Origin of the sequence: Paenibacillus sp. CH40, from assembly GCF_024213605.1 — a bacterium.
GTDB classification, from domain to species: Bacteria; Bacillota; Bacilli; order Paenibacillales; family Paenibacillaceae; genus Paenibacillus; species Paenibacillus polymyxa_B.
This window is the reverse complement of the sequence record NZ_JANAVQ010000001.1, coordinates 289,899-314,648: the sequence shown is the minus strand read 5'-3', so window position 1 is coordinate 314,648 and position 24,750 is coordinate 289,899. Positions and strand designations below refer to the sequence as shown.

General features: G+C 45.0%; 23 protein-coding genes. 5 read left to right on the top strand and 18 right to left on the bottom strand.

Annotated features, from left to right (window positions below):
• Positions 1 to 178 precede the first annotated feature (178 nt).
• The 3 genes from NLX73_RS01350 to NLX73_RS01340 all read right to left on the bottom strand — a co-directional run bounded on the left by NLX73_RS01350 (position 179) and on the right by NLX73_RS01340 (position 2,433).
• Positions 179 to 1,117, bottom strand: a complete 939-nt coding sequence (locus NLX73_RS01350; protein ID WP_254325178.1) for an ADP-ribosylglycohydrolase family protein — start codon at positions 1,115 to 1,117, stop codon at positions 179 to 181.
• Positions 1,118 to 1,246: 129 nt separating this feature from the next.
• Positions 1,247 to 1,438, bottom strand: coding sequence for a hypothetical protein (locus NLX73_RS01345; RefSeq protein ID WP_081112441.1), 192 nt, complete (start codon positions 1,436 to 1,438; stop codon positions 1,247 to 1,249).
• 2 nt (positions 1,439 to 1,440) lie between these two features.
• The gene (locus NLX73_RS01340) at positions 1,441 to 2,433 is read right to left on the bottom strand and encodes a hypothetical protein (RefSeq protein ID WP_254325177.1); all 993 of its coding nucleotides are present in this window, start codon (positions 2,431 to 2,433) and stop codon (positions 1,441 to 1,443) included.
• A 212-nt stretch (positions 2,434 to 2,645) separates the two neighbouring features.
• Between NLX73_RS01340 and NLX73_RS01335 the strand changes: the two genes are divergently transcribed.
• Complete coding sequence (locus NLX73_RS01335; RefSeq protein ID WP_254325176.1) at positions 2,646 to 3,296, top strand: hypothetical protein; 651 nt, start codon at positions 2,646 to 2,648, stop codon at positions 3,294 to 3,296.
• 33 nt (positions 3,297 to 3,329) lie between these two features.
• Positions 3,330 to 3,899 carry a DUF1697 domain-containing protein gene (locus NLX73_RS01330; protein WP_254325175.1) on the top strand — a complete coding sequence of 190 codons (570 nt, stop codon included), beginning with the start codon at positions 3,330 to 3,332 and terminating at the stop codon, positions 3,897 to 3,899.
• Positions 3,900 to 4,013: 114 nt separating this feature from the next.
• On the opposite strand, the gene NLX73_RS01325 is transcribed toward NLX73_RS01330, so the two are convergent.
• Positions 4,014 to 5,759 carry a methyl-accepting chemotaxis protein gene (locus NLX73_RS01325; protein ID WP_254325174.1) on the bottom strand — a complete coding sequence of 582 codons (1,746 nt, stop codon included), beginning with the start codon at positions 5,757 to 5,759 and terminating at the stop codon, positions 4,014 to 4,016.
• A 287-nt stretch (positions 5,760 to 6,046) separates the two neighbouring features.
• Here NLX73_RS01325 and NLX73_RS01320 point away from each other — a divergent pair, with 287 nt between their 5' ends.
• On the top strand, positions 6,047 to 6,631 hold the full coding sequence (locus NLX73_RS01320) for an RBBP9/YdeN family alpha/beta hydrolase (RefSeq protein WP_061829653.1): 585 nt from the start codon (positions 6,047 to 6,049) through the stop codon (positions 6,629 to 6,631).
• 79 nt (positions 6,632 to 6,710) lie between these two features.
• On the opposite strand, the gene NLX73_RS01315 is transcribed toward NLX73_RS01320, so the two are convergent.
• The 13 genes from NLX73_RS01315 to NLX73_RS01255 all read right to left on the bottom strand — a co-directional run bounded on the left by NLX73_RS01315 (position 6,711) and on the right by NLX73_RS01255 (position 19,771).
• Complete coding sequence (locus NLX73_RS01315; RefSeq protein ID WP_254325173.1) at positions 6,711 to 7,247, bottom strand: SMI1/KNR4 family protein; 537 nt, start codon at positions 7,245 to 7,247, stop codon at positions 6,711 to 6,713.
• Between the two features lie 56 nt (positions 7,248 to 7,303).
• Complete coding sequence (locus NLX73_RS01310; RefSeq protein WP_250260801.1) at positions 7,304 to 7,963, bottom strand: DUF2625 domain-containing protein; 660 nt, start codon at positions 7,961 to 7,963, stop codon at positions 7,304 to 7,306.
• Positions 7,964 to 7,999: 36 nt separating this feature from the next.
• Positions 8,000 to 8,518: a hypothetical protein gene (locus tag NLX73_RS01305; RefSeq protein ID WP_254325172.1), complete on the bottom strand. Its 519-nt coding sequence runs from the start codon at positions 8,516 to 8,518 to the stop codon at positions 8,000 to 8,002.
• Positions 8,519 to 8,553: 35 nt separating this feature from the next.
• The gene (locus NLX73_RS01300) at positions 8,554 to 9,705 is read right to left on the bottom strand and encodes an immunity 26/phosphotriesterase HocA family protein (protein ID WP_254325171.1); all 1,152 of its coding nucleotides are present in this window, start codon (positions 9,703 to 9,705) and stop codon (positions 8,554 to 8,556) included.
• A gap of 84 nt (positions 9,706 to 9,789) precedes the next feature.
• Positions 9,790 to 10,797 (bottom strand): phosphotransferase, encoded by a 1,008-nt coding sequence (locus NLX73_RS01295; RefSeq protein ID WP_254325170.1) that lies wholly within the window; start codon positions 10,795 to 10,797, stop codon positions 9,790 to 9,792.
• A 339-nt stretch (positions 10,798 to 11,136) separates the two neighbouring features.
• Entirely contained in the window at positions 11,137 to 11,580 is a 444-nt protein-coding gene (locus NLX73_RS01290) for an Hsp20/alpha crystallin family protein (RefSeq protein WP_250266386.1), read from the bottom strand.
• A gap of 214 nt (positions 11,581 to 11,794) precedes the next feature.
• Positions 11,795 to 12,796, bottom strand: a complete 1,002-nt coding sequence (locus NLX73_RS01285) for an ABC transporter ATP-binding protein (protein WP_254325169.1) — start codon at positions 12,794 to 12,796, stop codon at positions 11,795 to 11,797.
• The gene (locus tag NLX73_RS01280) at positions 12,780 to 13,769 is read right to left on the bottom strand and encodes an ABC transporter ATP-binding protein (RefSeq protein ID WP_061829731.1); all 990 of its coding nucleotides are present in this window, start codon (positions 13,767 to 13,769) and stop codon (positions 12,780 to 12,782) included. The genes NLX73_RS01285 and NLX73_RS01280 overlap by 17 nt, the downstream gene beginning before the upstream one ends.
• Before the next feature lie 63 nt (positions 13,770 to 13,832).
• Positions 13,833 to 14,768, bottom strand: coding sequence for a DUF1177 domain-containing protein (locus NLX73_RS01275; RefSeq protein ID WP_254325168.1), 936 nt, complete (start codon positions 14,766 to 14,768; stop codon positions 13,833 to 13,835).
• 13 nt (positions 14,769 to 14,781) lie between these two features.
• Positions 14,782 to 16,053, bottom strand: coding sequence for a M20 family metallopeptidase (locus NLX73_RS01270; RefSeq protein ID WP_254325678.1), 1,272 nt, complete (start codon positions 16,051 to 16,053; stop codon positions 14,782 to 14,784).
• A gap of 134 nt (positions 16,054 to 16,187) precedes the next feature.
• The gene (locus NLX73_RS01265) at positions 16,188 to 17,780 is read right to left on the bottom strand and encodes an ABC transporter substrate-binding protein (protein WP_061829645.1); all 1,593 of its coding nucleotides are present in this window, start codon (positions 17,778 to 17,780) and stop codon (positions 16,188 to 16,190) included.
• Positions 17,781 to 17,815: 35 nt separating this feature from the next.
• Positions 17,816 to 18,724, bottom strand: coding sequence for an ABC transporter permease (locus tag NLX73_RS01260; protein ID WP_061829644.1), 909 nt, complete (start codon positions 18,722 to 18,724; stop codon positions 17,816 to 17,818).
• Between the two features lie 36 nt (positions 18,725 to 18,760).
• A complete protein-coding gene (locus tag NLX73_RS01255; RefSeq protein ID WP_254325677.1) occupies positions 18,761 to 19,771 on the bottom strand; it encodes an ABC transporter permease in 1,011 nt (336 codons plus the stop codon).
• A 309-nt stretch (positions 19,772 to 20,080) separates the two neighbouring features.
• On the opposite strand from NLX73_RS01255, the gene NLX73_RS01250 reads away from it, so the two are divergent.
• Positions 20,081 to 21,241 (top strand): hypothetical protein, encoded by a 1,161-nt coding sequence (locus tag NLX73_RS01250; protein WP_254325167.1) that lies wholly within the window; start codon positions 20,081 to 20,083, stop codon positions 21,239 to 21,241.
• An 80-nt stretch (positions 21,242 to 21,321) separates the two neighbouring features.
• Here the strand turns inward: NLX73_RS01250 and NLX73_RS01245 are convergent, their stop codons facing one another.
• Positions 21,322 to 22,524, bottom strand: a complete 1,203-nt coding sequence (locus NLX73_RS01245; RefSeq protein WP_254325166.1) for an MFS transporter — start codon at positions 22,522 to 22,524, stop codon at positions 21,322 to 21,324.
• Between the two features lie 380 nt (positions 22,525 to 22,904).
• On the opposite strand from NLX73_RS01245, the gene NLX73_RS01240 reads away from it, so the two are divergent.
• Positions 22,905 to 24,665, top strand: coding sequence for a methyl-accepting chemotaxis protein (locus tag NLX73_RS01240; protein WP_165178575.1), 1,761 nt, complete (start codon positions 22,905 to 22,907; stop codon positions 24,663 to 24,665).
• Positions 24,666 to 24,750: the final 85 nt, after the last annotated feature.

The window sequence follows — 24,750 nt, the reverse complement described above, 5'->3', positions numbered from 1 at the left end:
TTCGGATCATGTTTTTATCTTTATACGGAAAAAAATCTGTGAGGTTACGAAATTTAATGGGGTCGAGCGATATAAGAAGTAATCCCAAGAGGTGAATCGTCATGAAAATAGTGAACAAAAAAAGCTGGGTTCTGCTTCATAAGAATAGCAGCCCAGCTTGATCTTTATAGATATCTCCTTAGAGTGTTTGGTCCTTCTCGACCTTCTGCCATAAAGCCTCAGTCAGTTCATCTATCGTCTCCTTCATCGCCAGCTTCTCGCGCCAACGACTCGGGATACCACTTATTCCGTAATAAGCTCCTGCAATTTGCCCGTACACCGCCCCGGTCGTATCGGCATCATCCCCCAGATTCACTGCCAGTAGTGCCCCCTCTTCAAATGAATTCGAATGGTGGAATGCCCACAACGCAGCCTCAAGGGAACGAATGACATACCCGGTTCCTTGTATTTCGGGCGGCCCTTTATGCCGGTAAGATCCCCGAATTATTTCTTCAATGGCTGCCGAATAAGCGGGCTCGTCCTGCCGCCACTTATAACAGACCTCCGCCAATAACATGGATTCTTTGTCCGCTCCTCGCAGACCTGCCACAAGGATTGAAGCAAGCATAGCACAAGCCTCCACACTTTCGACTGCTCCATGGGTGGTTCGCGAGCTCATCTCAGCGTACTTCACCGCCTCTTCCGGACGGTTCGCATAGGCCATAGCCACAGGTGCAAGCCTCATAATAGAGCCATTGCCGGCAGTCATGGGGTCAACGGACCCGCTGTACGGATCTCCGGTAGCTTCGAAGCGATGCAGTGCTGCTCTCGTTGCACCACCGATATCAAAGCACGTTCCCGTGCTGCTCATATATCCCAAGTGGTACCAATTGGTGTATCGGCGTATTTGATCTGCCGGATCAAAGCCATCTTTACGTACCATACTCTCGGCCAAGCAGAGCGCCATCGACGTATCGTCTGTCCACTGGCCCGGCTTTAACCCAAATACACCGCCGCCCACGATATCCGTTACAGGTTCAAATGTACCTGGACTGCTGAATTCCACAGTGGTTCCCAAAGCATCGCCCACAGCCAGCCCAACCAGACATCCCAAAAAACGATCCTTGATAAGTGCCATTTTGGTTTTACGCCCCTTTTCAAATGTAATAACTAACACATATTTTTCCATACAATAGGAAGGAAGCAAAAATGCGGTAACGCCTTTTATTCGTAGATCAAGGCTGTACAACGGCTATTCGGTTTTAATTCAATGAAAATCCCCGCCTCGTGATGGTAAACGAGTGCTGCCAGAGCGAAGTTCTAGTCTCCACAGTTCTGCTTGTGTGTTTAGTGCCAGCAGGGTTATGCTTTCCTGAGAGTCACCCTGTAGTGGATGAATGGCTGTAAGGCGTCCGATGGACGGTGGTAAATCAGGTAAAGAAACGTGATGGAATGGCATCATTAAACCCCTTTTATTCTGGATAAATAATAATTTATACCCGCATTTATGAAGCTGGATTTATCAACGAAAAATCTGATATCAAGCAATGCAGTCAATACTTTCATAAAAACTCCCGGTTTTTTCTTGCAAAACAACTTAAGATATGTAATTTCGCTAGGATCTCTTTTGAGAACAAAATAGGAGTAATTCATCAAGATCAAATGGGAGATGAACTGCTCTGTTGGAGATTGATGCTCATTGATACAGTCTATCAGCACCTCTAACACCCTATTTTTATTAGATTTGTAGGCTTGTATAAACATCGTTGCTTCTACAAACGGCTTGTTGAAATCATCGAATGGAAAATCATATACATCATGACTACCCAGAATGAAGTTAACCCATTGGCCTTGTAAAAATTTTATTTTTTCCAGCGCTGCTTGTGTATCCATATCCATCTTACTTTTGTGAATATGCTCATGCAAAATGTTAATAAGAATGTGCAGATCATAATATTGTGCGTCTTCCATTCTGTACATGATCCTATTATTTTCAATCGTTAAACGATCATAAATGTCGTCACCTAAACCCAGTTCAAATAAAAGATGTTGAAGGAAAAATAGTCTGTCCTGAGCAAACGTGAATTCATTGCCTCTCTCTGCTAGATGTGAAACTTGATATTGATAATAAAAACAAAATAAGTTTTTTCTCCTATAAGCAACATCTTTATGTATATCAAAAACATTAAAAATGAGCGAAAGCAATCGAATCAGGCGTTCAGCATCCAGTTCGCTTCGAATGACATGATCCATTTTTGTAAATAGCGACCTGTCAAACAGATCATGCCATCGCACTAGAGAAACATAATCCTGCTCGTTTATATTCAGGTTTAATATTCTTAAATTTTGCTCTTGATCGGGATAAGAATAAAATAGATATTCATGACTTAAATCAGAAATACGCTCATTAAAATAAGCTCTTAATTTGTAATCGTATATTTTAGAAAATGACATGCTTATCCTCCTTACAAGTAAGCCTGAGCATATTAAACTAAGCACAAAACATGTTCGAACTCCTATATTGTAAAATTAATCTGGTTAGACTGGCAAGGTGGCACAATTACAGAAACATATGTTCTCCATGTCTGTATTATGATATCTTTAGGCTAGAAATGAAACGTTATTGTCGGAGGTCATAGCCTAAAATTAGAAAGGAATGCAAACCTATGAAACAATTAAGTGAAGCTCTGGCCCGTTTTGTACAACAGCAAAACTTATATAATGAAGCCTACGGGCTGTTCCAAAACCACGACATCCAGCCCCGGATGGAGAAAATTTCAGATTGCTGGGACAGCCAGATTCCTGTATCCCCCGAACTTGAGTATCTGTATAGCCATTATGAAATGATCGATGCTAAGGCAGCAGGTACACACAAATTGAAAAATGCGGCAGTTGAAATTGGGGATGCTGCTGTCCTCTTTTTTGCTGCACCAGAACACCTGTATCGCCAACAACTAGGCTATCGCTGGATTACATCTGGTGAGCTTGTCCAAGAATCTTCTTCGTGGCCGCCCCATCATGTCGTGATTGCCACTTTTAATGACGATCCAGTCATTGTCGATACTAGCGGACCCGATTCCCCTGTATATGCTGCATTCGAAGGCGGTGCGCCGCAGCAGGTGGCTGACTCTTTGGCTAACTTCTTTACTGCTCTTTCCATCCTGATTGATGGTGCCTGTACCTTTAAGGGAGAAGTGAAAGATGAAGAAACATACGAAACCAAAACAGAATATATCGAGCACGTAAAACCATTGCTGCATCCGCTGTTGAGCGAAAATCAAACCACGTATTTAATGGAATACCTATCCCTTTGTTAGAAATCCTTTTTTTTGAAGAGAGGTGGAGCTTATATGATCTATATCGCATTACTGCGGGGCATCAATGTTGGCGGCAATAACAAGATCGAGATGAAGAAGCTCAAGCAAACGTTTGAACATGCAGGTATGGGGCAGGTGACGACTTACATCAATTCTGGAAACATCATCTTTTCCAGTCAAGGTCAGTCCAACGAGGAGCTATCGCTCATATTGGAACAGGCGATTCTGGAGGATTTTAGCTTACCCATCCGCGTCATCGTTCGTAATATGAAGGAGATTCAGACCATTATAGAGGCACTGCCGAATGAATGGTCTAATGATACACAGATGAAAAGTGATGTAATGTTCCTGTGGGATGAAATTAACGATATTTCCGTTCTGGACAAGCTTCCTTTGAAACCGGGAATAGGCCATGTAATATATACGAACGGGGCCGTTCTGTTTTCTGTCAGCAAAGAACAAGTCACAAAAAGCGGGTTAACGAAATTAGTCGGCTCCAAGCTGTATCAGCAAATGACGGTGCGGAATGTGAACACAACTCGTCAGATCTATAAGCTAATGCAAATGGCTGAACAGGAAGAACTACGGGATACGGACTCCTGACTGTAGTCCAAAAGCAACCTTAGAAGAGTAAACTCAAAAAGGGAGCCTTTTTACGGCTCCCCAACTGTTTTTCTTCGATGTAATGTTTTCCCTAGTCTTTGTGTATTGGCCTCGTTAAATTTTAAAACCTTCGACCAGTTCATTCAGTCGGGCCGCGCTTTCCTTCACCTGATCAGACTGGTGTGCCACTTCAAGAGATTTCTCCGTCGATGAAACCATATTCTCTGCAATGTGCTGAGTGGATATAGCAGACTGTTCGCTGGCTGTTGCAATCTCATGGATTGCTCTTACCATGGTTTGGATCGTTTCATTCACCTGCTTAGAGGTGGCGTTCAAATCATTGACCGTGTTCGTATGCTCCACAGCATCATTGTAATATTGTCCTGCTGTATCCTCAAGCAGCTGATAATCCTTGCCTACCTGGGCTTGCAGGAAGTGCAGTAATTCTTCGGCATTAGTTGTTAAATTCTCAACAGATTGCACAACTTCTTGAGTAACACTCTGAATTTGGTCTACCGCGTGTTTGGAGCCGTCTGCCAACTTGCGAATCTCGTTAGCCACAACCGCAAACCCTCGACCTGACTCACCCGCACGAGCCGCTTCAATGGATGCATTTAGAGCCAGCAAATTGGTTTGTGCCGTAATTTCTAAGATGGACTGAGAAAGTAAACGAATTTGGTCTACGCCCTTGGCTCGTTCTAGCGCTTCCTTCATCTTTTCATTGGCCTTCCGGTAAATTTCCTTGGCTGCTTTATTGGATTCACTAGCCGCTTGCTTCAATGTTTCGGCTTTTACACTTGTATCATTGGCAGACTGAGCTCTTTCTTGAGTTTTGACCGAAATGTACTCCGCTGCCCGCTGCATTTCTTCCGCAGAATGGTTCATATTTTCGGTGTATGCCGAAGTCTCTTCCATAGCTGCTGACAGCTGTTCGACCGTGGCAGATACATCTCTAATCCGCTCATTGAGATCTGTCATATTATGATTCGTCTGGTCACTCAGTTGGTTAATTTGGCGTGACTCATTGATAACCCCCGTTATGACCATTGAGGTTGAATCTGTCATTTGTTGAATGGCACGAGCAATGACAGCGATCTCATTATTTCCTTTGAGCAAGGTAGGATCAAGTGCTGCCGTTAAATTCCCTTGGGTAATCTCCTCACAGTATTTCGTAATTGTACTCATCCGAAAACGGATATTTCGAATAGCCGCAAAGGAGATGGTGATAAGAATAGCCAGCACGAGGGCCAGAACCGTGATCAAAACAATTGTACGCATTTTAATCTCATTTTGCGTATTTTGATATAAGTTGGCGGATTGCTCATTGTTATAATCTGAAATCGTAGTCAACATCGTAACAATTGCCGTACTGGATTTATTAATCCGGCCTCTCTCTTCCGTGTCATACGTTCCGCTATTTTTTTTGACTGCCATGATTTGCTCAATATCCTGATAATATGTGTCTATACTCCCCCGTAGTTCCTCGTACAATTTCTGTTCCTTAGCATCCAAATTCCTTTGTGAGAATTCATTTAGTCCGGTTGTAACGCTATCTTTTCCTTTCTGCACTTGCTTATACTGTTTATCTGTGTACTCCTTATTGTCGAGTATTTTGGTATAATTAGCCCGCATATTATAGAAATCACTTTTGACTTCAAGAATATTCGTTTGGTGTTGAAAGCGATCTACATACAAAATACCTTGACCCTCTTTAGCTTGATACATACCGATAACCCCTACCAACGATACAATGAGTAAACCCACTAAGCTGATTACAATCATGGAGATCATCGTTGTCGTAACCTTTAAATCTCTAAAACCTTTTCCTTTTTTAGTCCTGTCTGATAGCTTGTTACTCATCCAAACCCCTCCAGATCGTCTATGGATAATAGTTCACGCTGCAGATCACAGAACGTGATGATATATATATCTATATATCGGTAGAAAGCGCTTAAATTTATAAGTAAAATAACGGTACTGCAAAAATAAGAATATTATAGTAGGCAACTTCATATTTGGACTTGCTATGTAACTCAAAATTTTAGATATTCATGGGCTTAAAGAATTTGTTAAACTAGAAGAGGAGTCCTTACACGAAGTGGGGCACATATAAACAATGAACGCTGAATGATGGGAGAGAAAGTATTGTGACAAACATACAAAATAAAAAACAAGTATATATAATCCACGGATACACAGCTTCGCCAGCCGATCATTGGTTCCCTTGGTTACAAGACAAATTACAGGAAGATGGAGTATCGGTAGGTATACTGGAGATGCCCAACTCGCAATCCCCCAAACTTAATGAGTGGATCGAGCATCTATTACAAAATATTAAAGTTCTACATAAAGACACCTATTTTATTGGTCATAGCTTGGGATGTGTATCCATATTAAGATACCTACAGCAAGTAAGTATCCCAGAACCACTTGGTGGTCTCGTTTTCGTTTCCGGTTTTACTGATCCAGTGCCGAGTCTACCTTCATTAGATGAATTTACAAATGGCCATTTGGATTATCAGCAAATCATGGATTCGCTAAAAGCGCGTTCAGTTATCGCTTCAAAGGATGACACAATTGTGCCCTTTGCACTCAGTAAGAAACTAGCTGAAGACATCCAAGCCGATTTCCATGAAGTAGACCATGGAGGACACTTTTTACAAAGTGACGGTTTTACCACCTTACCGATGGTACATCAAGTGTTAATTGAAATGATGAATGCAAATAAGTAGCATGACAGGCTTAGTTTGAAAACTTACATAACCCGCAAAATGGAACCGGCGAAGGGTTCATTATTGCGGGTTCAATACATCAATATAATGCCCATTTTTCCGTACACAGCTCTATAAATGAATGGGCAACCTGTTCACATTCGTCATATCCCAAACTACCAGAATGAGCAAAAAGAACGGGATACTCATTGTTTCTTTTTTCCTCTCTCATATCAAACATATAGTGGTTTCCGCACCCATCCATCGCAAACGATACAGCACCCGGCATATATTCCGGTAACTCGTAGGCAAGGTTCATTTCTCTCAAATCTTCGGTATTAAAAAACTGAAAATAACGTTCTCCATTTTGAAACTCCCCGCCGTTAGAGTATCTCAAAAAATCCATATAGCTGTCAGGAAATTGCCCTTGGGGCAGATGCCAGCTCACAGGATCTAAAGGTTTATATTGATCATAGAATGGAGACGACTTTGGAAAAGGGTTCACTTGTCTTTGCTTGATTTCGTGAATCTCTTGTTCCGATAGCTTTATGTTCCATCTTTTCAAAAAATTTACGATTTGTTCTTCCGTTGCTTCCAGACTTTTTACAAACTGCTGTTCAAAGTGAATACTCCACATATCAGCCAACCTCCATACCTCGATGCCTCTAAGAGTTGTTATTTCTACCGAGCAAGCTATTCCTTATCCACTACCGCCTGCCATGCTTTTGTAATGTCTATAGGCGACTTGCTGCTGGTCTCCCCTCCACCTTCCTGAGTCCATAGCGGCGGATAATATGCAAATACCTCTCCCGGCTGAAGTTGCTCCATATCCTTCTGCCAACCGTTCCAGCGGAATGTCTGGTAGAACAAGTCTAAATCTCCCTCAGCCAACCAGCCCAAGAAACCGGAATAGGCCAGCTCTGTGGATTCCCATTCCAATGCATCTGGTGCAAAATAGTAGATATGACCACTACGTCCGAATTTCCCTGTATCCAATCCAAAAAATCCACCTGCTGCATCATAAGCCACAATCAGCATCCCCTCAAGCGCAGGAACACTTTCCGGCTCTTGAAGCCCGTTCCATGAGGTTAAGCTACCAAAAATTCCAGAGCCACCTGCACCCAGCAAGGTGATCCAACCGTAATCAAACACGATTCCTCCTGTCTCATAGGCAACTGTTCCCAAATACGACTTCGTACTCACCTGCAAACGGTACAGCGTGTCCCCTGGAGCGGATTCCGATTTGGACGATACAATGTGATGAGAATTCCGGCCTTCTTTCAGAATATTTGTGACCTCTTCCCATGCATGGTTATCCTTATCCACCAGTTCATCAACCGTTAAAGTATGCATGTTCATTCCCCTTCCCGCATATCCTAAAATTCCCTTTCAACCCGCGAACTGATGTTTGAAAACCTGCGTTTGATCTAAAATCACCCACTGATTCACTTCGTCGTATCCTTTTACAATTGCCGTGACCTCATGCTTCGGATACATCCACTCGGATGGTTTCTTTTCCTCATATGTACGAGTGTCTGACAATCCGACCGCATGATGCTGGAAAATATGAATAAGCGTACCGTGTGGGAAAAATGCTTCAATATAACCCTTTACCTTAGTCCCAACGGGCAGTGCATTTTTGATTTGGTGCCATTCCTGGTTGAAGGTGTGAAGATAATTGGACCAGATTTCTTCAAACTCTTTTTTTGTAATTTGCGTATAATAGGGCTCTGTATCATCAATCGCTTTCTCAGCTAATAAGAAATGATACTGCTCGTGCTTGCGATTAGAGGCGATATACGTGCCATCATCCTGGATGACAATTTGTCGATAGGCTATTCCATCCGAATCTATTTCAAAATACCAGGTTCCCATGCCTGGTTCCGGACAATCTTTAAGATATTTCATTGGCCCCTCCTATTAAAAAATTCAATTCGTTTGTATCACTTTTTCCCGCCATAGGTTCTTGCCAAATATGCGAGATATTCCGAACGCGTCAGTCCTCCCGTTTGACGGTTGAACTCATCATACGAAATGTCCTCCGGGAATCCGAATTCGGCCAGTGCTTTTCGACGCTCATCCTGATATAACGGATTATCCAGCGTTTTGTGCCACTCCCGCTCTTCCCAGGGTCCAAAGCAGTCGGCAACGACACTTGAATACACACCATTATTTAAAAATTTTCGCGAAGACTTGAACACTGTACCCCCTTCCGGTTTGCAAACCGTGCCCGTTCCCCAGGATAGACTATACGTTCTTTCTTTTCTACTATCCGTACTACAGCCATAGCCGATGGGGAACACAATATCCTCTTCCACCAACAGCTTATGCCCTACCCGCTCATAGGCCCCCCGCATAAAGGAATCATCCATAACAATCCAGGTCGTTTCGGATAATGGGGCGGCTGTGATGGATTCCAAAGCTGTTGAACGGTCACGACTCGTAAACAAATACGGACGCACGAATAAAGGCATGGTCATGACACTGTTCCAAATGCTTTCCTCCGCAAACAACTGATCCTTTTGCATTTGGCGCAGATCTCCAATGACCAGTACATATCCATCTGTGAAAAGGTCTATTTCCACGCGGAAGATGTCTCCCGGGATTGTTTTATAACGCTGATTTTTCATATGCTTCAGTCGGTGCAACCTGTGATCGTAATCCTTGGGCACAAGTGACGGATATTGCTGAAGCCAATCGATGATCTCTTCTTTACTATGTAAATGCTCACATCCCGTAATAGGGAGTTTCACACCCGTTTTGCTATTCACAATAGTAACATAACTAAGAGGACGATCCCTTCGAATGCCTGCTGAAAAGGTTACGCCTTCTGCCTTGATGCTCGAAACACTTGTGTAATTCAGCTTTTTCTCTTTGCCACGAGCCGTTTTAGGCAAAACAAATGCCCGGTCACGCGTAAGAATCTCTACATCGGTTTCTCCATAGGTATCCTCAGTGAAAGAAATTCGCTTGCGAATGACATCCCCGTCCATACAAATAAAGTATCCATCTTTAATTTCTACCACGTCCCAATGTTCTTCCAGCGCCTTCAGCCCGAAGTACGGTCGTAACGTGTTCGTTAACCAACGATTCATCTACTCCTCCAGTTCCGAGTACATCTCAATGGACTTAGGCTCAATTTTTCCAGAGACTATAACATAGCACGGCATATAGCTCGTTTATTCATACACTGTTCCAGCTTGGATCAACTCCTCCTGAATCCAGCTACTTTTGGTAGACAGTTGGAGCAAATCAGCAGAGATCTGTTTGACTTGCTCTTGCAACACGTGTGATTGATCCGTTCCTTCCAGAAAGCGACTCAAAAAATGAAGAAATACGTCTACCTTCCTAAGCAGCATCAAAACAGGCAAAGCATCAATCTCGTTGTGGCTTAAATGAACCTGGCGACTGAAGCCCCGGCAAAAATCCCGAACTGCTGTCTCCTCCTCCGATTGTCCCAAAAATCCTGATAAGATGACCGCCGGCTCCATGACCCGAACGTCTAGCGTACAAAATTCAAAATCAAGCAGTGCAGTTACTAGACTATGATCCGAATCCTTTACTAACAAATTGGAAGCGTTCAAGTCTCCATGTACAAGCTGATGCGGCAACTCTTCCAATGCATGAAGCGAATCTGTAATCTCTTCATAAACTTCTCCTATCAATCGCAGCTCTTCATGTAAATCCTTTAGAGGCTCAGGCGGATGTAAACAAAAGCCTTGAACCGTTTCCCGGTTACACAATGGATAGGATTGCTGCAAAGCATAATACGGTCGATAGACTGGGGTCATATCAAGATTGAATGTCGCAAGCACAGCCAATAATTCGCCCGTAGCCTCGCCAAAAGAATAGGCAAAGCTTGAATCCTGCTTCAGGGGTGATATGCCTTCTATGTATTTGAACAAACACACATATTTGCCGCTTTCCTTCTCCAATTGAGCAAGCGTCTCTCCCGTGACCGTTGGAATAGGCTGGGGTATCCTGAATGATAGAGAATGCTTACTCAGCTCCTGCAAAACCGCATGCTCAAATTCAATTTTATCCCGATCCCTGTGTGTATCGTAGACGCGCAGCACCCCGCTTTGTCCACCACTCTTAACAAAATACGTCGTATTATTCCAACCCCCGGTTCGTTTCTGTAGCGTTCCGTTCCACTCCGGCCAGTGACGTCTTAGTATTGCTTCCAAGGATGTATCCTCCCTTCTTCGTGTCCATAGCATCGGCTGATTCCGGCATGCGAGAAGTATGGTTATAATAGCTTTACAGGTAATTTCATTATTTTAGCATAGCAGATAGCCTATTTTATAGCAGAGGGCGACTCTAATTCACAAGAATTTAAACCGAAGGAGGGATACCTCCTCCGCAAGCTAAGCGTCACTGTGTTTGTCCAAAGTTTTATTCTACGTTTTTCCAGTAATATTAGACAGTTAAAAGGCTCAATTACAATGTGATCGAGTCTTTTTAAACAGGACGTACACAAAAAAACAGGACTGATTAATCAGCCCTGTCTTCTACATCATACCCCTTTAGTCAATCTGGATCTGTCTGCGGGAACGATCGTCACCCTGACGTTTAGGAATTTCAAGTTTCAATACGCCTTGATCCAGTTTTGCCTTAATGCCTTCTTCATCAACATGATCCACATAGAAGCGTCGGACAAATTCCCCAGAACGGCGCTCCCGTCGAATCATTTTATTCGTATCATCCTTCTCTTCATGATATTCATTCCGTTTAGCACGGATCGTCAAATAATTATGGGCAATATCGATGTCGATATCTTCTTTTGCAATGCCTGGAAGCTCAGCTTCCACCAGATATCTGTCGTTTTCTTCACGAATATCCGTCCGAAACGTCTGAGAGTTGCTGCCAAATGGAGCAAGCCAGTGGTCATCAACCATACCATTGAAGGATTTAAACATTTGTCCAAAGAAGTCTTCATTTCTTTTACGAAATGGGACCAGATCAAACATGAAAATCAGCTCCTTTTAATTGGTTGTTGTTTGTGTTTCTTACGATTCATATTATAGTACCGAAAGGAGCGAGGCTCAAAGTTCAAAAGAGGCTGAAAATACCGAAATAACCCGATCCTAAGCGATCTGTCAAAAATAGTTTTAGATTTCAATCAATTTGACCTTTTTTGACCTTTTGACTTCACAAGAGACTACATATTCTTTTTCAGCTGGCTTATGCCTGTCCGGCTATCGCTTGTTCCGGTGTAGAAGCTGGGTACAAGTGACAGGCTACCTGCCGCCCCGGTGCAGCTTCGGCAAAGATGGGCTGTACTTTGCTGCATATCTCCATGGCTGCCGGGCAGCGGTTATGAAACGCACAACCACTTGGCGGATTTTCTGGACTGGGCACATCCCCTTTAAGTACAATCCGATCACGTTCCGCTCCCGGATCAGCTACAGGTACCGCAGACATTAACGCCTTTGTATACGGGTGCAGCGGCTCTCTGAACACTGCTTGGGTCGGTGCGAGTTCGACCAGCTTGCCCAGGTACATCACACCCACGCGGTCGCTGATAAATTTGACGACCGACAGATCATGGGAAATGAACATATACGTCAGGTCATATTGTTTTTGCAGGTCCTTCATCAGATTGAGCACTTGCGCCTGAATCGACACATCGAGGGCCGAGACTGGCTCGTCACACACGATAAATTTGGGATGAAGCGCCAGTGCCCTTGCGATCCCGATCCGCTGGCGTTGACCACCTGAAAACTCATGCGGATAACGATGCGCGTGATAAGGAGACAATCCGACCACTTCGAGCAGCTCTTCCACCCGCTCTTTGAGCTGCGTTTTACTTAGCTTTTCATGCGTGATAAGCGGTTCTTCCAGCACCTGCTGTACTGTCCATCTGGGATCAAGCGAAGCAAACGGATCTTGAAACACCATCTGCATATCCGTTCTGAATTTGCGCAGCTGCTCTGTGTTTAGCTTACGTATATCCGTGCCATTAAACAGAATCTCTCCATCCGTCGGTTCGATCAATCTGAGTATTGCCCGTCCGGTTGTGGATTTGCCGCAGCCAGATTCCCCCACGATTGCCAGGGTTTCACCCTGCTGTACAGTCAGGTTAATACCATCCACCGCTTTGACTGCTCCCACCTGTTTGGAAAAAAGTCCTTTTTTGATCGGATAGTGTTTTTTCAAATTACGTATTTCAAGCAGTGTACTCATGATATCCCTCCTGCTGTAGCAAGCAGCGGCTTTTGTGTCCGGGTTCCACTTCTGTAAGCTCCGGGGCCTCTGCACGGCAAATTTCCTTAGCAAACTGACAACGTGGTGCAAAGCGGCAGCCTTTTGGCATATCGAGCGGGTTGGGAACCTGGCCCGGAATGGAAGCCAGACGCTCCTGATCACTGTTCAATTGCGGCAATGAGGCTAGCAAACTTTGTGTATACGGATGCTTGGGATCTTTAAACAGAGTTTTAACGTCCGTTTCTTCTACGACTTGTCCGGCGTACATAATCACGACCCGATCGCACATTTCAGCAACGACACCAAGATCATGAGTAATCATCAGAATGGAAGTTCCTTCGGACTTCTGTAGCTCACGCATCAAGTCAAGAATCTGTGCTTGAATGGTTACATCGAGTGCCGTTGTCGGTTCATCGGCGATCAGCAACTTCGGATTGCACACCATCGCCATCGCAATCATCACCCGTTGGCGCATACCGCCCGAGAGTTCATGCGGATAAGAAGCGGCTACTTTTTCTGGACGTGGAATTCCTACTTTCGTCAGCATTTCCACAGCCATGTCTTTTGCTTTGTGTTTGCTTACACCGTGGTGGTAGCGGGCAGACTCCGCAATTTGCTTGCCGATTTTGAACACAGGATTTAGCGAAGTCATGGGCTCCTGAAAAATCATAGCCATCTCGTTGCCACGAATCGAGCGCATTTTCCGCTCCGAAAAATCCAGCATGTTTTCACCGTTAAACCGTACTTCGCCAGCGGCTACTTTCCCAAGTCCCTTGGGGAGGAGCTGCATAATAGAAAGGGAGGTAATGCTCTTGCCGCACCCGGATTCGCCAACGATTCCGAGTGTTTCGCCTTTGCCAACCGATAGATCGACGCCGTCCACAGCCCGGATGGTGCCAGCCGCAGTCTTGAACTCCGTCCGGAGGTTGGTTACTTCAAGCAGTTGTGCCATGCCCTCTTCCTCCTCCTTGTCCATCATTGAACCTTCATGTTCTTTTTATCTTAGGGAATAAGCTTATTCAGACTTACCCATCGTTTGCAGATGCTTCATGGTACCGTACAATTTAGTAATATGTTGAAACTCCTTTTCCGAATGAAAAGAGCATTGCCCACGTCCATAAGCTTTGGCTGTTTCTACAGCCAATTTGGCCGCCAGCGCAATATCGCTTTCGTGGCTGGCCCCCGTTGCACTGCCTGGGACAGGAGCAGCGGCCGTGATGGCTACACCAACCACTGGAGCGGAAGTGGCCACCGCTGGCTGCAAAATGCTGTTGATGTGATACAGGTCGTTACCATAAGGTGTGATGTCCTGCGTAGTTACAGCAAACGTGACACACGGTTCGCCAGTAACGGTCTGCACAATATCGACGAGGTCTTCACTAATGCGTAGTACGTAGCCTTCACGTACCGTTGGGGAAATGGCAATACCTTTATGGTTAATGACCCGATTCCCTTTGGTCGTATCAATGGACAGGATCGCTTCCATTTCGGGTGTCACTTCATATTTGTTCATCGTCAAAATATCTACGGGTGAATCCATAAATGGAACCGGATCATGGGGCTGAGTGGGTGCATCTGGACAAATATGTGTACAGATAATCACATCTCCATCAAGCACATCTCCTTTGGACTGCATGCTCAAAAGTTTAGCCGCCGCAGAAATTGCCGCTGCCGCACCGTCACCATCGGATACAAATCCGATCATTTCCGGCCGTGCTCCAAGTCCACCAAGTCGCCCTACTACACCCAAGGTTGGAGAATCGCCCCCCTGAATGCGACCCGTTTTACCGGCAATGACAATTTTTATAAAATCCGTAGTTCCCTTTTCACCTTGCACGGTGGAGACCGTAATCTCCGCTTGACCCAGTTGGTCCAAATAAGCTTTGACTTCTGCCCCGCTGGCGAACGGATTATCCAAAAGGTCATAAACTTCAAATACTTGTTTCATCATGCGACAGATCCCCTTATGCTTCTTTTTGTGTTGTTTTCAGATATTTAAGCGCCGTCAAGGCGTATACTTTCGCAGATTGAATGATCTGCCATACTGGAGCTTTTTCATTAAAATTGTGAATGGTCGACAGTTCGGCAGGCCCGTATTGCAATACCGGGATGTTATATTTGCGGAATGCACGTGCATCGCTGGTTGCCCATTGCAGTACACCATAGGCCTCTTTACCGCTGACCTCAGCGATAGATTCCACAAGCTCATGTACAATCGGCTCGGTGGGCGGGGTCCAGTTGGCATTCCCATAAAATCCGAATTGTTTGGGCTCCGCGTCAATGCCAACACTTGCAAGCAATTCTTTGGCTTTGGCCAGTACATCCCGGTGGTCTACGCCAAATGGAACACGGGAATCCACTTGCACTGTGCAACGGTCCGCAACCACATTGACTTTCGTGCCCCCCTGGATCGTACCAATGTTTACTGTTACATGATCAAACGCTTGTCCATAGCTTGGGTTCTCTCGTTCGCTTGCATAATGCTTGGAAATTTCAATGATCTCTTTGACTTCTTCCGGGATGTCCGGCTTGATGTCCCACAGTTGTTGCAGCGCTTCAATCCCTTTTGCCGCCTTCAAAATAGCACTTTCACCTGCAATTGGCTGCAAACTGCCATGACCCGGTGTGCCTTCAACAGTAAATTCAAACCAGCAGCTTCCTTTTTGCCCGATGGTCGGGTTTTGCGGGCCTGAAGGCTCGGCGATCACAGCAGCCGTTCCTTCAATCAGTTTTCTTTCCAGCACCCAAGGTACTCCAAGATGTCCGCCGGTTTCCTCGTCTGGAACTACAAGCAACGACAACGCACCTTCGAGTGGTACGCCTAGTTTGGAGAACAGCGCAACGGTAAATATTAATCCGCCCAGGCCGGCTTTCATGTCTGAAGCACCGCGACCCAGGAGATAGCCATCCCGTACTTCACCACAGAACGGATCAAAATCCCAACGAGTACGATCCCCTGCCGGCACAACGTCTGTATGCCCACAGAAAATCAGTTTTTTTCCGTCCGCCGTTTCAGCGCCATAATCAGAAATGAGATTCCACATATTCGGCCCGGATTCATGCACCGTTGTTTTTATACCTGCTTCTTTAAGATAGTCCATAATGAACTGACTAATTTCGCGTGAATCACCTGGAGGATTTTCCGAAGGAAATTGAATCAACCGCGAGCATAGCTCAAGCAATTCGTCCTGCCGTTTATCTATTTCATCAAGAACCAACGTTTTCCAATCTGTCATTTCCATTCAGTCCCTTCACGTTTTCCATTTAGCTAACTACAATTTTTACTATCCATCGGGATCAGCTTCATCCTTCAGGTGTAAAATGATAGCCTTCGGCTGTAAAAACCGAAGGCATAAGGTAAGATCACAACTTACTCTTTATTTAATGAATAGAATCGGATAACCTCATCTGGGTAGTAAACATATCCAGTGACGTCTTTGCTCATGCCAACAACCCGATTGTATTCATACAGGTACGCCCATGGCGAATCTTGATTTATAAGCTCTTGTGCTTTGCCATACAGCTCTTTACGTTTATTTTCATCTTGCTCTTTGCCTGCTTGCTCCCAAAGCTTATCCACTTCTGCATTAGCGTAATGCATATAATTCGATGAACCGCCGCTGTACATCAGAAACCCGAGATGGTAACCAGGGTCGTTGACGAAGGAAGTCCATTTGGAAATGTATGCTGTCAGGTTGCCTTCTCGTTGCTGTTCAAGGAACTGTGCACGAGCAACATTGACAACATTCATCTTTACGCCAATCTTGGCAAGTTCAGCTTGAATCAATACAGCATCATCTGCCCAGTCCTGGAAGCCGGAACCCAGTGTCAGGTCAAAATTAAACCCATTAGGATAACCCGCTTCTGTAAGCAGCTGTTTTGCTTTGTCCAAGTCGTGCTTGTAGCTGTAGCCCGCATCGGTGTAGCCAGGCGTGTTACTCGCTACAGAACTCTTCATTTGTTTCGCTTGACCGTACATGACATCGTCGATTAATTGGTCGTAAGGAATGGCATAAGCAATTGCTTGACGCACTTTTGGATCATTAAAAGGTTTGACTTTGTTATTCATGGCGAAATACAGAATCCGGTTACTTGCATTGGATTGAACCTTTAGATCGGCGTTGGTTTCCAGCTTCGAAACATCCTTTGCAGGAATCTCAATCGCCATGTCGACATCGCCTTTATCCAGCAAAAGTACACGGTTGGAAGCTTCCTTGGTAAACTTCATCGTTACTTTGCTCAGATTTGGCGCTCCTTGCCAGTAGCTGTCATTAGCATTAAAGACAGCTTCTGTCGCAGGGTCCCATTTTTCAAGCTTAAACGGGCCTGAACCTGCCGCATGTGTTTTCAAATAGTCACCATCGCCATTTTCTTTGACAAGCACATCATCCACAATGGAGAAGTTGTACAATGACAGGATTTGCAGAAACATATGATTGGGTTGGGACAATGTAACGACAACGGTGTGCTCATCTGGCGCTGTAGCGGTTTTAATGGAGCTCATACCATACAGGAAGCTACCGGAATCGGAATTTTTAAGCCGCTCAAAGGAATACAACACAGAATTGGCGGTCAGCGGGTTGCCGCTTTGGAATTTAACGTCTTTACGCAGATGGAGCGTATAAGTCATGTTATCCGCGGACACATCCCATTTTTCAGCCAGCATGGGCTTAATGGCTTCCGTATCTGCCACTTCGCCGCTATCCGTAGACTTTTTGCCGTAGGTCACAAGCTGATCATAGAGCGCAAGCACAAGGGTGTCCGATGTAAGATCACTTGCTTCAGCAGGGTCCATGGTTGACCCTCCCTCCGAGTAAGCAAGTGTAATCGTCTTTGGTGGGGATGGGGCATCTGTGCCCTTCTCTCCAGATGAAGCGGACGGGCTGTTAGCATTGCTCGCACAGCCTGCCGTCCATAGCAACGTAGACAAGACGACAATTAGAGAAAGACTTTTTTTCAACATGGCTTACGTTCTCCCCTTTAATGATCTATTTATTTTTATTTGCTAGAGCGCAGTCTTGGATCAAGAACATCCCGCAAACCGTCTCCAAGCAAATTGAAGCCCAAAATAGCTGTCGCAATTCCAAGACCCGGGAAGGTTACAATCCACCACTCACCGGAAATGATATACGCTCGCCCTTCTGAAATCATTGCGCCCCATTCAGCTATTGGGGGTTTCACACCGAGTCCCAGGAAGCTGAGACTGGCTGAGGTCAGGATGGCGAAGCCCATTCCAAGCGTTGCATTCACAAGCAGTGGGGCAAGTGCATTAGGCAAGATGTGGCGAAACAGAATCGTTCCGTTCGTTACACCAATCGCCCGGCTGGCCTCAACAAACTCCTTTTCCCGGAGAGAGATGGTTTGTCCGTGAATCAGCCTGGCGAATTCGGGTATGCCTACAATACCCACGGCGATAAGTGCACTCATCAGTCCTGGTCCCATCGCTGCAGCAATGGCCATGGCGAGTACCAGCGACGGGAAAGCCAACAGAATATCCATACAGCGCATAATAATGCTACCCATTCGACCGCCATAGAAACCTGCGATGGCTCCAAGCGGTACGCCGATGATAAATGAGATCGACACGGCGATCATTCCGGTCCATATGCTGATTCTGGCTCCGTAAATAACACGGCTGAGAATGTCGCGTCCGTAATTATCGGTCCCAAACCAATGTTCTACACTTGGCGGCAGCAGCTTGTTCGCCGGGTCGGTTACATAAGGATCATGTGGAACGATCCATGATGAGAGGATGGCAATGAGCGTCCAGCCAACGATAAAAATGAATCCGATTAAAGCGAGTTTATTGCCAAACAGTAATCGCCAAAAGGTCTTACGTTTCGGTATAGCGGCTGCATTGGGCTGAGGTACAGCCGCTTTTGCCACCAAATCACTTGCAGTGCTCATCCGAGTACCTCCCCCTACTTTTGTGCTTCATTGTTATCACTCGTACCGGATACGTGGGTCAATCAATCCGTAAACCAAGTCGACTCCAAGATTGATAAAGCTGTAAATCAGCGCACTTACGAGGGTAAATGCTTGAATCGGTGCGTAATCAGCTGCCAAAATGGAGTCCGTCACATAACTGCCCACTCCTGGCCAGGTAAAAATGGTTTCGGTAATAACGGCTCCACCAATCAGGTACCCAACCTGCAAACCAAGTACGGTAAGCGTTGGAATAAAAGCGTTAATGAGTGCGTGCTTATAGATGACAATTCCTTCGCGCAGACCTTTGGCTCTGGCTGTGCGAACAAAATCCTGACCGATGACTTCCAGCATGCTGGAGCGCATCATCCGTGCCACAATCGCCATGGTGCCTGTGCTGAGACAGACAGCTGGCAGAACCAAATGGGATAAACTGCTTTTTAAAGCTACAAAATCACCGGTCATCAGACTATCGAATACATAAAGTCCCGTAACGTGCGTCGGCGGATTGATGTCACCGCTAATTCGACCCATCGGCGCAGGAGCGATGCCCCATTTAGCATAGAAAATATAAATGAATAACAGTCCAATCCAGAAAATGGGCATACATGCACCGATCAAGGAAAACACGCGTGAAATGTGATCAACAATCGATTCTTTACGGGTTGCCGCCAGAATACCGATCGGGATTGCCACCAGGATCGCAATAACCAAACTTGCCAGTGCCAACTCGATGGTTGCTGGAAACCGGGTAGCAAAGTCGCTTGCCACTGACTGTCCGGTGTGATAAGCCTGACCCAGATCACCTTGGAACAATCCAACTACATAATGGAAAAATTGAATGTACTTCGGTTGATCCAGTCCCATACTGCTGCGAATATTTTCAATCGTCTCGGGTGTAGCCTGTTCCCCCGCAAGCATCACAGCAGGATCACCTGGAAGCACTCTTGAGATCATGAATGTAATGACGACAATACCAAGCAGTGCTGGAATCATTTGTACCAATCTACGTAGTGTGTATACGGCCACAGCCCGTCCCCCCTTATCCGTAATCCCTCGTCTTTCTGTCATCTTTCTTTTCATCACTTGTTATTTTTATCATTGTACTAAGGAAGAAGAACGGTTTCCACGTCCTGAATAACTAAAAATAATGACGAAATTTGTCGTCCGTGCACTAAAGTGACTCAATATGTAGTTTAAATGTTATGTATGCATCCGGTTTGAGAAATCAAAAACAGCATAATACAAAACAGGCAATCCCCTTTTAAAAGGAAATCGCTTGTTTTTTGTAAATATGGATTGTAGTATTAGGTCGATCAGGAAAGGAGAATTACAGTATTGGAAACGAACTACAGAAAGCTGTTGGATCAGATGATGACACCCTATGATGAAATGCTGCAGAGTCTAATAGGTAATCACGCCGATTTTTCGAAGGTCGATTATTTGGAAAAGCACAGTGAGAAATATGGAAAGAGTGATGCCAATTATACCAATCGCTTGAAGGTGCTTTTGGCTTTGTATAATCGCGAGGATCGATATGCCCCGTATTACGAACCGATTGTTAGAAGGTTGCTCGTTAATGAGATTATAGACAGGGAAACGAACAGTTTTCAGGGGATTGGCGATGCTCTGTATTACGCCGTTTTTTTACTGCAAAAGTATGAGCGTGAGCAGGACCAAATCTTGTTCCAGCAGGCCAAGGAGGCCAATTTCGATACATATGCCGGGTTTGACCCAGAGTTGATTTTGGAAAATTATTTATTCAGCAAAGATGCAACTAATATCGAGGATTGCATCAATATCGCGAGCGAGCTCGGGGAAGATGTTTATCTATCATTATTTATCGATTTGTGGATCAAGGATCAGACGGATTGGAACAAAGAAAATTTGCAGACACTCGTTTATCATGAGAGATGGCGCAACCATGCAGAAGGTGAAATTGAAGCTCTTAAAAAGCTGACCGAAATAGAGAAAACCGAAGGGAATCATCATAACTACTGTTCTACTGCATCTAGCCTATCAGAGAAGTTCATTGAAGCAGGACGATTAAATGAGGCATGGGGAATGATGGAAACCATTATTCCGCTTATTACTAAGGAAGAAGAATGGTTTCTGTACGGACTTGGTCGCAATATTATTACGGCCTCTATCCACATCATTTTCCATTTTGGAGCAGAAAGCCGGCAGGCCGCTTCGTTATGGCAAACGATAAAAGAGATTCTTCAACCTGCCGCTAACCATATGGGGACCGATCAATATCAGCTTGCTGTATCTGTTAGCAAATTTATGGGAGATACCAAATTGGAGCAGAGGTTAAGGAACGAGCATTCGACTCAGCGCTCGCCGTTCGGTCGCCCCTCGAAGCAGCGGTTCAAAGGTATATCCAGTATTGTCTTCGGCTACAGCTCGAACCATTCCGCAGCACGCTCCTCTTCTTCCAGTACCCTGTACATTCCTTCCCTCCACTTCACCGCATCTTCGCCACCAATAGACAATTGAGACCTTTTGACTATCATTCAAACCAGCAAACAAAATAGGCTTCTCGTGAATATAGCGCGAAAGCCTATGGGTTCATCAAATTATTTGGCCTTCTGAGATACCAGTTCACTATTCCCTTTTCTCTTTCTTATCCCCAACATAATGACGGCCATAACAGCTACCAGAACTGCTATAAGAGCAAAAGGAATATATTTATCCACCCGATATAGCGTCGTTGTCAAAATAGGAGCAATAATCGCAGAAATGCCTTGGACAGTGGCCACCAGACCAGCGGCTCCTCCTTGCTGTTCTTTACTGACAGAAAGAGAAGCCCCGGCCATAAATCCTGGCATTAGCAAGCCTGTACCTATACCAAACATAAAGAACGCAAAATAGTAAACGACCATGCTGGCTGACATGAGGAATAGCAGCATACCGACAATAAGGAACACAGAGCCGAGCAAAATCATCGGCTTGGGTTGCCATTTAAGCCATTTCATTTGAACGATCTGTACAATCAACATCGCTGTTCCAGAAAACATAAGCCCAAAGGAAACCACTCTTGCTGTTTCTTCGGATGAAAGGCCTAATTGATCTTGAAAATAAAATCCACCTATAACCTGGATGGTCACAATACTAATCATCGTAACCAAACCTGCAAACAAATACATTCGTAGACCAGGTTGAAAAGGATTAATCCGAGCTGGCTTTTGCTGAATAACGGGCTTGGCAGACGGAATTGCCAGCAAGGCCACTACAAATGCTACAGCCGCAATCACGATTCCAAAATAGAGAGGCCACAGCAAGCCTATTAAAGTAAAGGCGCCTGCAATAGCGGGCCCAAATACTAATCCAAGTCCATTGGCCGCGCTAATGATAGCCATGCCACTACCTCGATCTTCGCCCTCGGTCACGTCTCCCATGTAAGCTTGGGAGGATGACAATACCGCCGGAATAAACCCGCCGATCAAGCCGCGTGTAACAATCAGCAGGACTAACAGCATTCCCCCGCTGAGCCAACCCTTTAATCCTGCAAAAAGAGTAAGCGTAAACAGCAAGCAGCTTACACACATCCCTATGAATCCAAGCAAAATCACAGGCTTGCGTCCCTTTGCATCACTCAGATTCCCCCAAATTGGAGCCATTAAGGCCATCGTTATGGAGCCAAGCGATATAATTAACCCAGAATGACTTTCTCTTAACCCCAGCTCACGAATAAGGGGCGGCATAATTGGAGCAATGAGCATGAGCCCTAGCATAGCCACAAAAACACTGAAAAAGATGCTCCCTTTGATTCTATTCATCCTCGCACACTCCTCTGGTATAGATTCTCTCTATGCAGAAGTATACGGAGCATACCAAGAAACTACTGCCTGTATACGGATAAATTTGCGGTTAAACGGATTTAATTTAGCATATAAAACAGCGGCCAGCCTTCAGGACAGTATAAGATGATCTTAATTCTATGATCCAATGGGTTCCGTTGATTATAGTGGCCTTGACGCATAGTTCACCTGGGGGCCGTAACATGATACGAAGTTTAGACGGTTTCATCGCTGACAAGATGAAAGGGCTTAATTTCCTGACATGTTATTACGATATATGATGTACAGTCTTTTTACCCTTTAGTAACTAGCGCAGTTGTGGGTTGAGTCTGTATATCGATGTCTAAGGGGGAAATGCAGTGAAAACAAAGATAGGATCAAATATGAAGGTGAGATCACTAAGAACGAAGTTAACCATAATGTGCTTAATTATTTTAATTGTACCCACATTCGTAATTGGAATCAGTTCTTATTTTGTTTCCAAGAATGAAATGAATGAATCAGGCAAAGTGGCACTTAAGAATAGTGTGCAAATGGTAATTGGTATGATTAGTTTCCTCAATGGGCAAGTCGAAGCCGGTAATTTAACATTGGAGGAAGCACAGGAAAAACTGCGCATCGAGCTGCTCGGTGTAAAAGATGCTAATAACAAAAGACCGATAAAGATTAAATATACTGTAGGTAAAACAGGTTATCCGTGGGCAGTCAACCAAGATGCCGTTTCAATGATGAACCCTTCAAATGAAGGCCAGAATTTAATGAATGCCGTGTCGGAAGACGGTGTGCATGTGGGAAAAGAGTTTGTAGAAGTCGGTACAAACGGCGGGGGATTCGTCACTTATAAATGGGCTTTACCTGGTACAGATCAAGTGGAGACGAAAATTTCTTATGTTGAAAAGGATCCTTATTGGGGATGGATCATCGGTTCTGGAGCATATTTTAACGAATTTAACAGCGGAGCGACCAAAGTCCTTTATATTGTCCTGATTATTACGACTGTTGCGGTTATTCTGGGAGCAATTATCGTAAGCTTTGTTTCGGGACGTTTTACGAAGCCTATCATCATGATTGCAAAGCGGCTTAACGCAGTTGCGGACGGTGATTTAACGGTCGAAGAAGTCAAAATTCATTCAAAAGATGAGATCGGCGAGCTTGCACAGGACTTCAATCATATGATTAAAAATATTAGATTTCTGATCGGTGAGGTAAATCTGTCCACAAAACAGGTAGCTACTTCCTCGAAAGAATTGACCCTTGGAGCAGAGCACACTGGACAGGCAACCGAGCACATCACCATCGCGATTCAAGAATCGGCGGCCGGTGCGAAGGAGCAGCAGATGATGCTCCAGAAGACAACCAGCTCGCTTGAAGAAATTTCAATAGGTATGCAGCGGATCACGGAGAGCTCCTTGGCCATTGCTGATTCGTCTGCAGACGCGATGGAAATGGCGAGCGTTGGTGGTACTGCTGTACAACATACGGTGAAGCAAATGGACCTGATTAACCATTCCGTCAATGAAACCGATGCGGTTATGAGAATGTTGGATGAACGCACTCAACAGATCGACACGATGCTGCATGCCATTACGGATATTGCACAGCAGACCAACCTGCTTGCCTTAAATGCTTCGATTGAGGCTGCTCGTGCAGGCGAAGAAGGCCGCGGTTTCTCCGTCGTTGCTTCAGAGGTAAGAAAGCTGGCCGAACAATCGAACCAGTCTTCCGGGCAGATTTCCGAGTTGATTCAGAATATGCGCAAAGATATGGAGCATTCGCTTAAGACCATGGAACGCGTAAAACAGGATGTCGACTCTGGTATTAAAATTGCCAGTGAGACGGAGCAGCAGTTTAACAAAATTGTGACGTCCACCAATCATATCGCACAGCAAACAGAAGAGCTCGCGAGCATCACGCAGCAAATAACCGCAAGTGTCCAGGAAATTTCAGCAAGCGGTGAAAACGTATCGAGTCTGGCGCTTCAAGCGGCGGACAACTCGCAGAATATTGCAGCGTCTGCAGAAGAGCAGCTGGCTTCGATGCAGCAGATCACCAGCCTGGCAACGACCTTGTCGGATATGTCACAGAAGTTACAGGATCTAACGGTCAAATTTAAATACTAGTGGAATAAACTGTAGTTTCCAATATGGTTTCATTAAAAGCCTTCTTACCGTGAGATTAGCATTAGTTCATGGTAAGAAGGCTCAT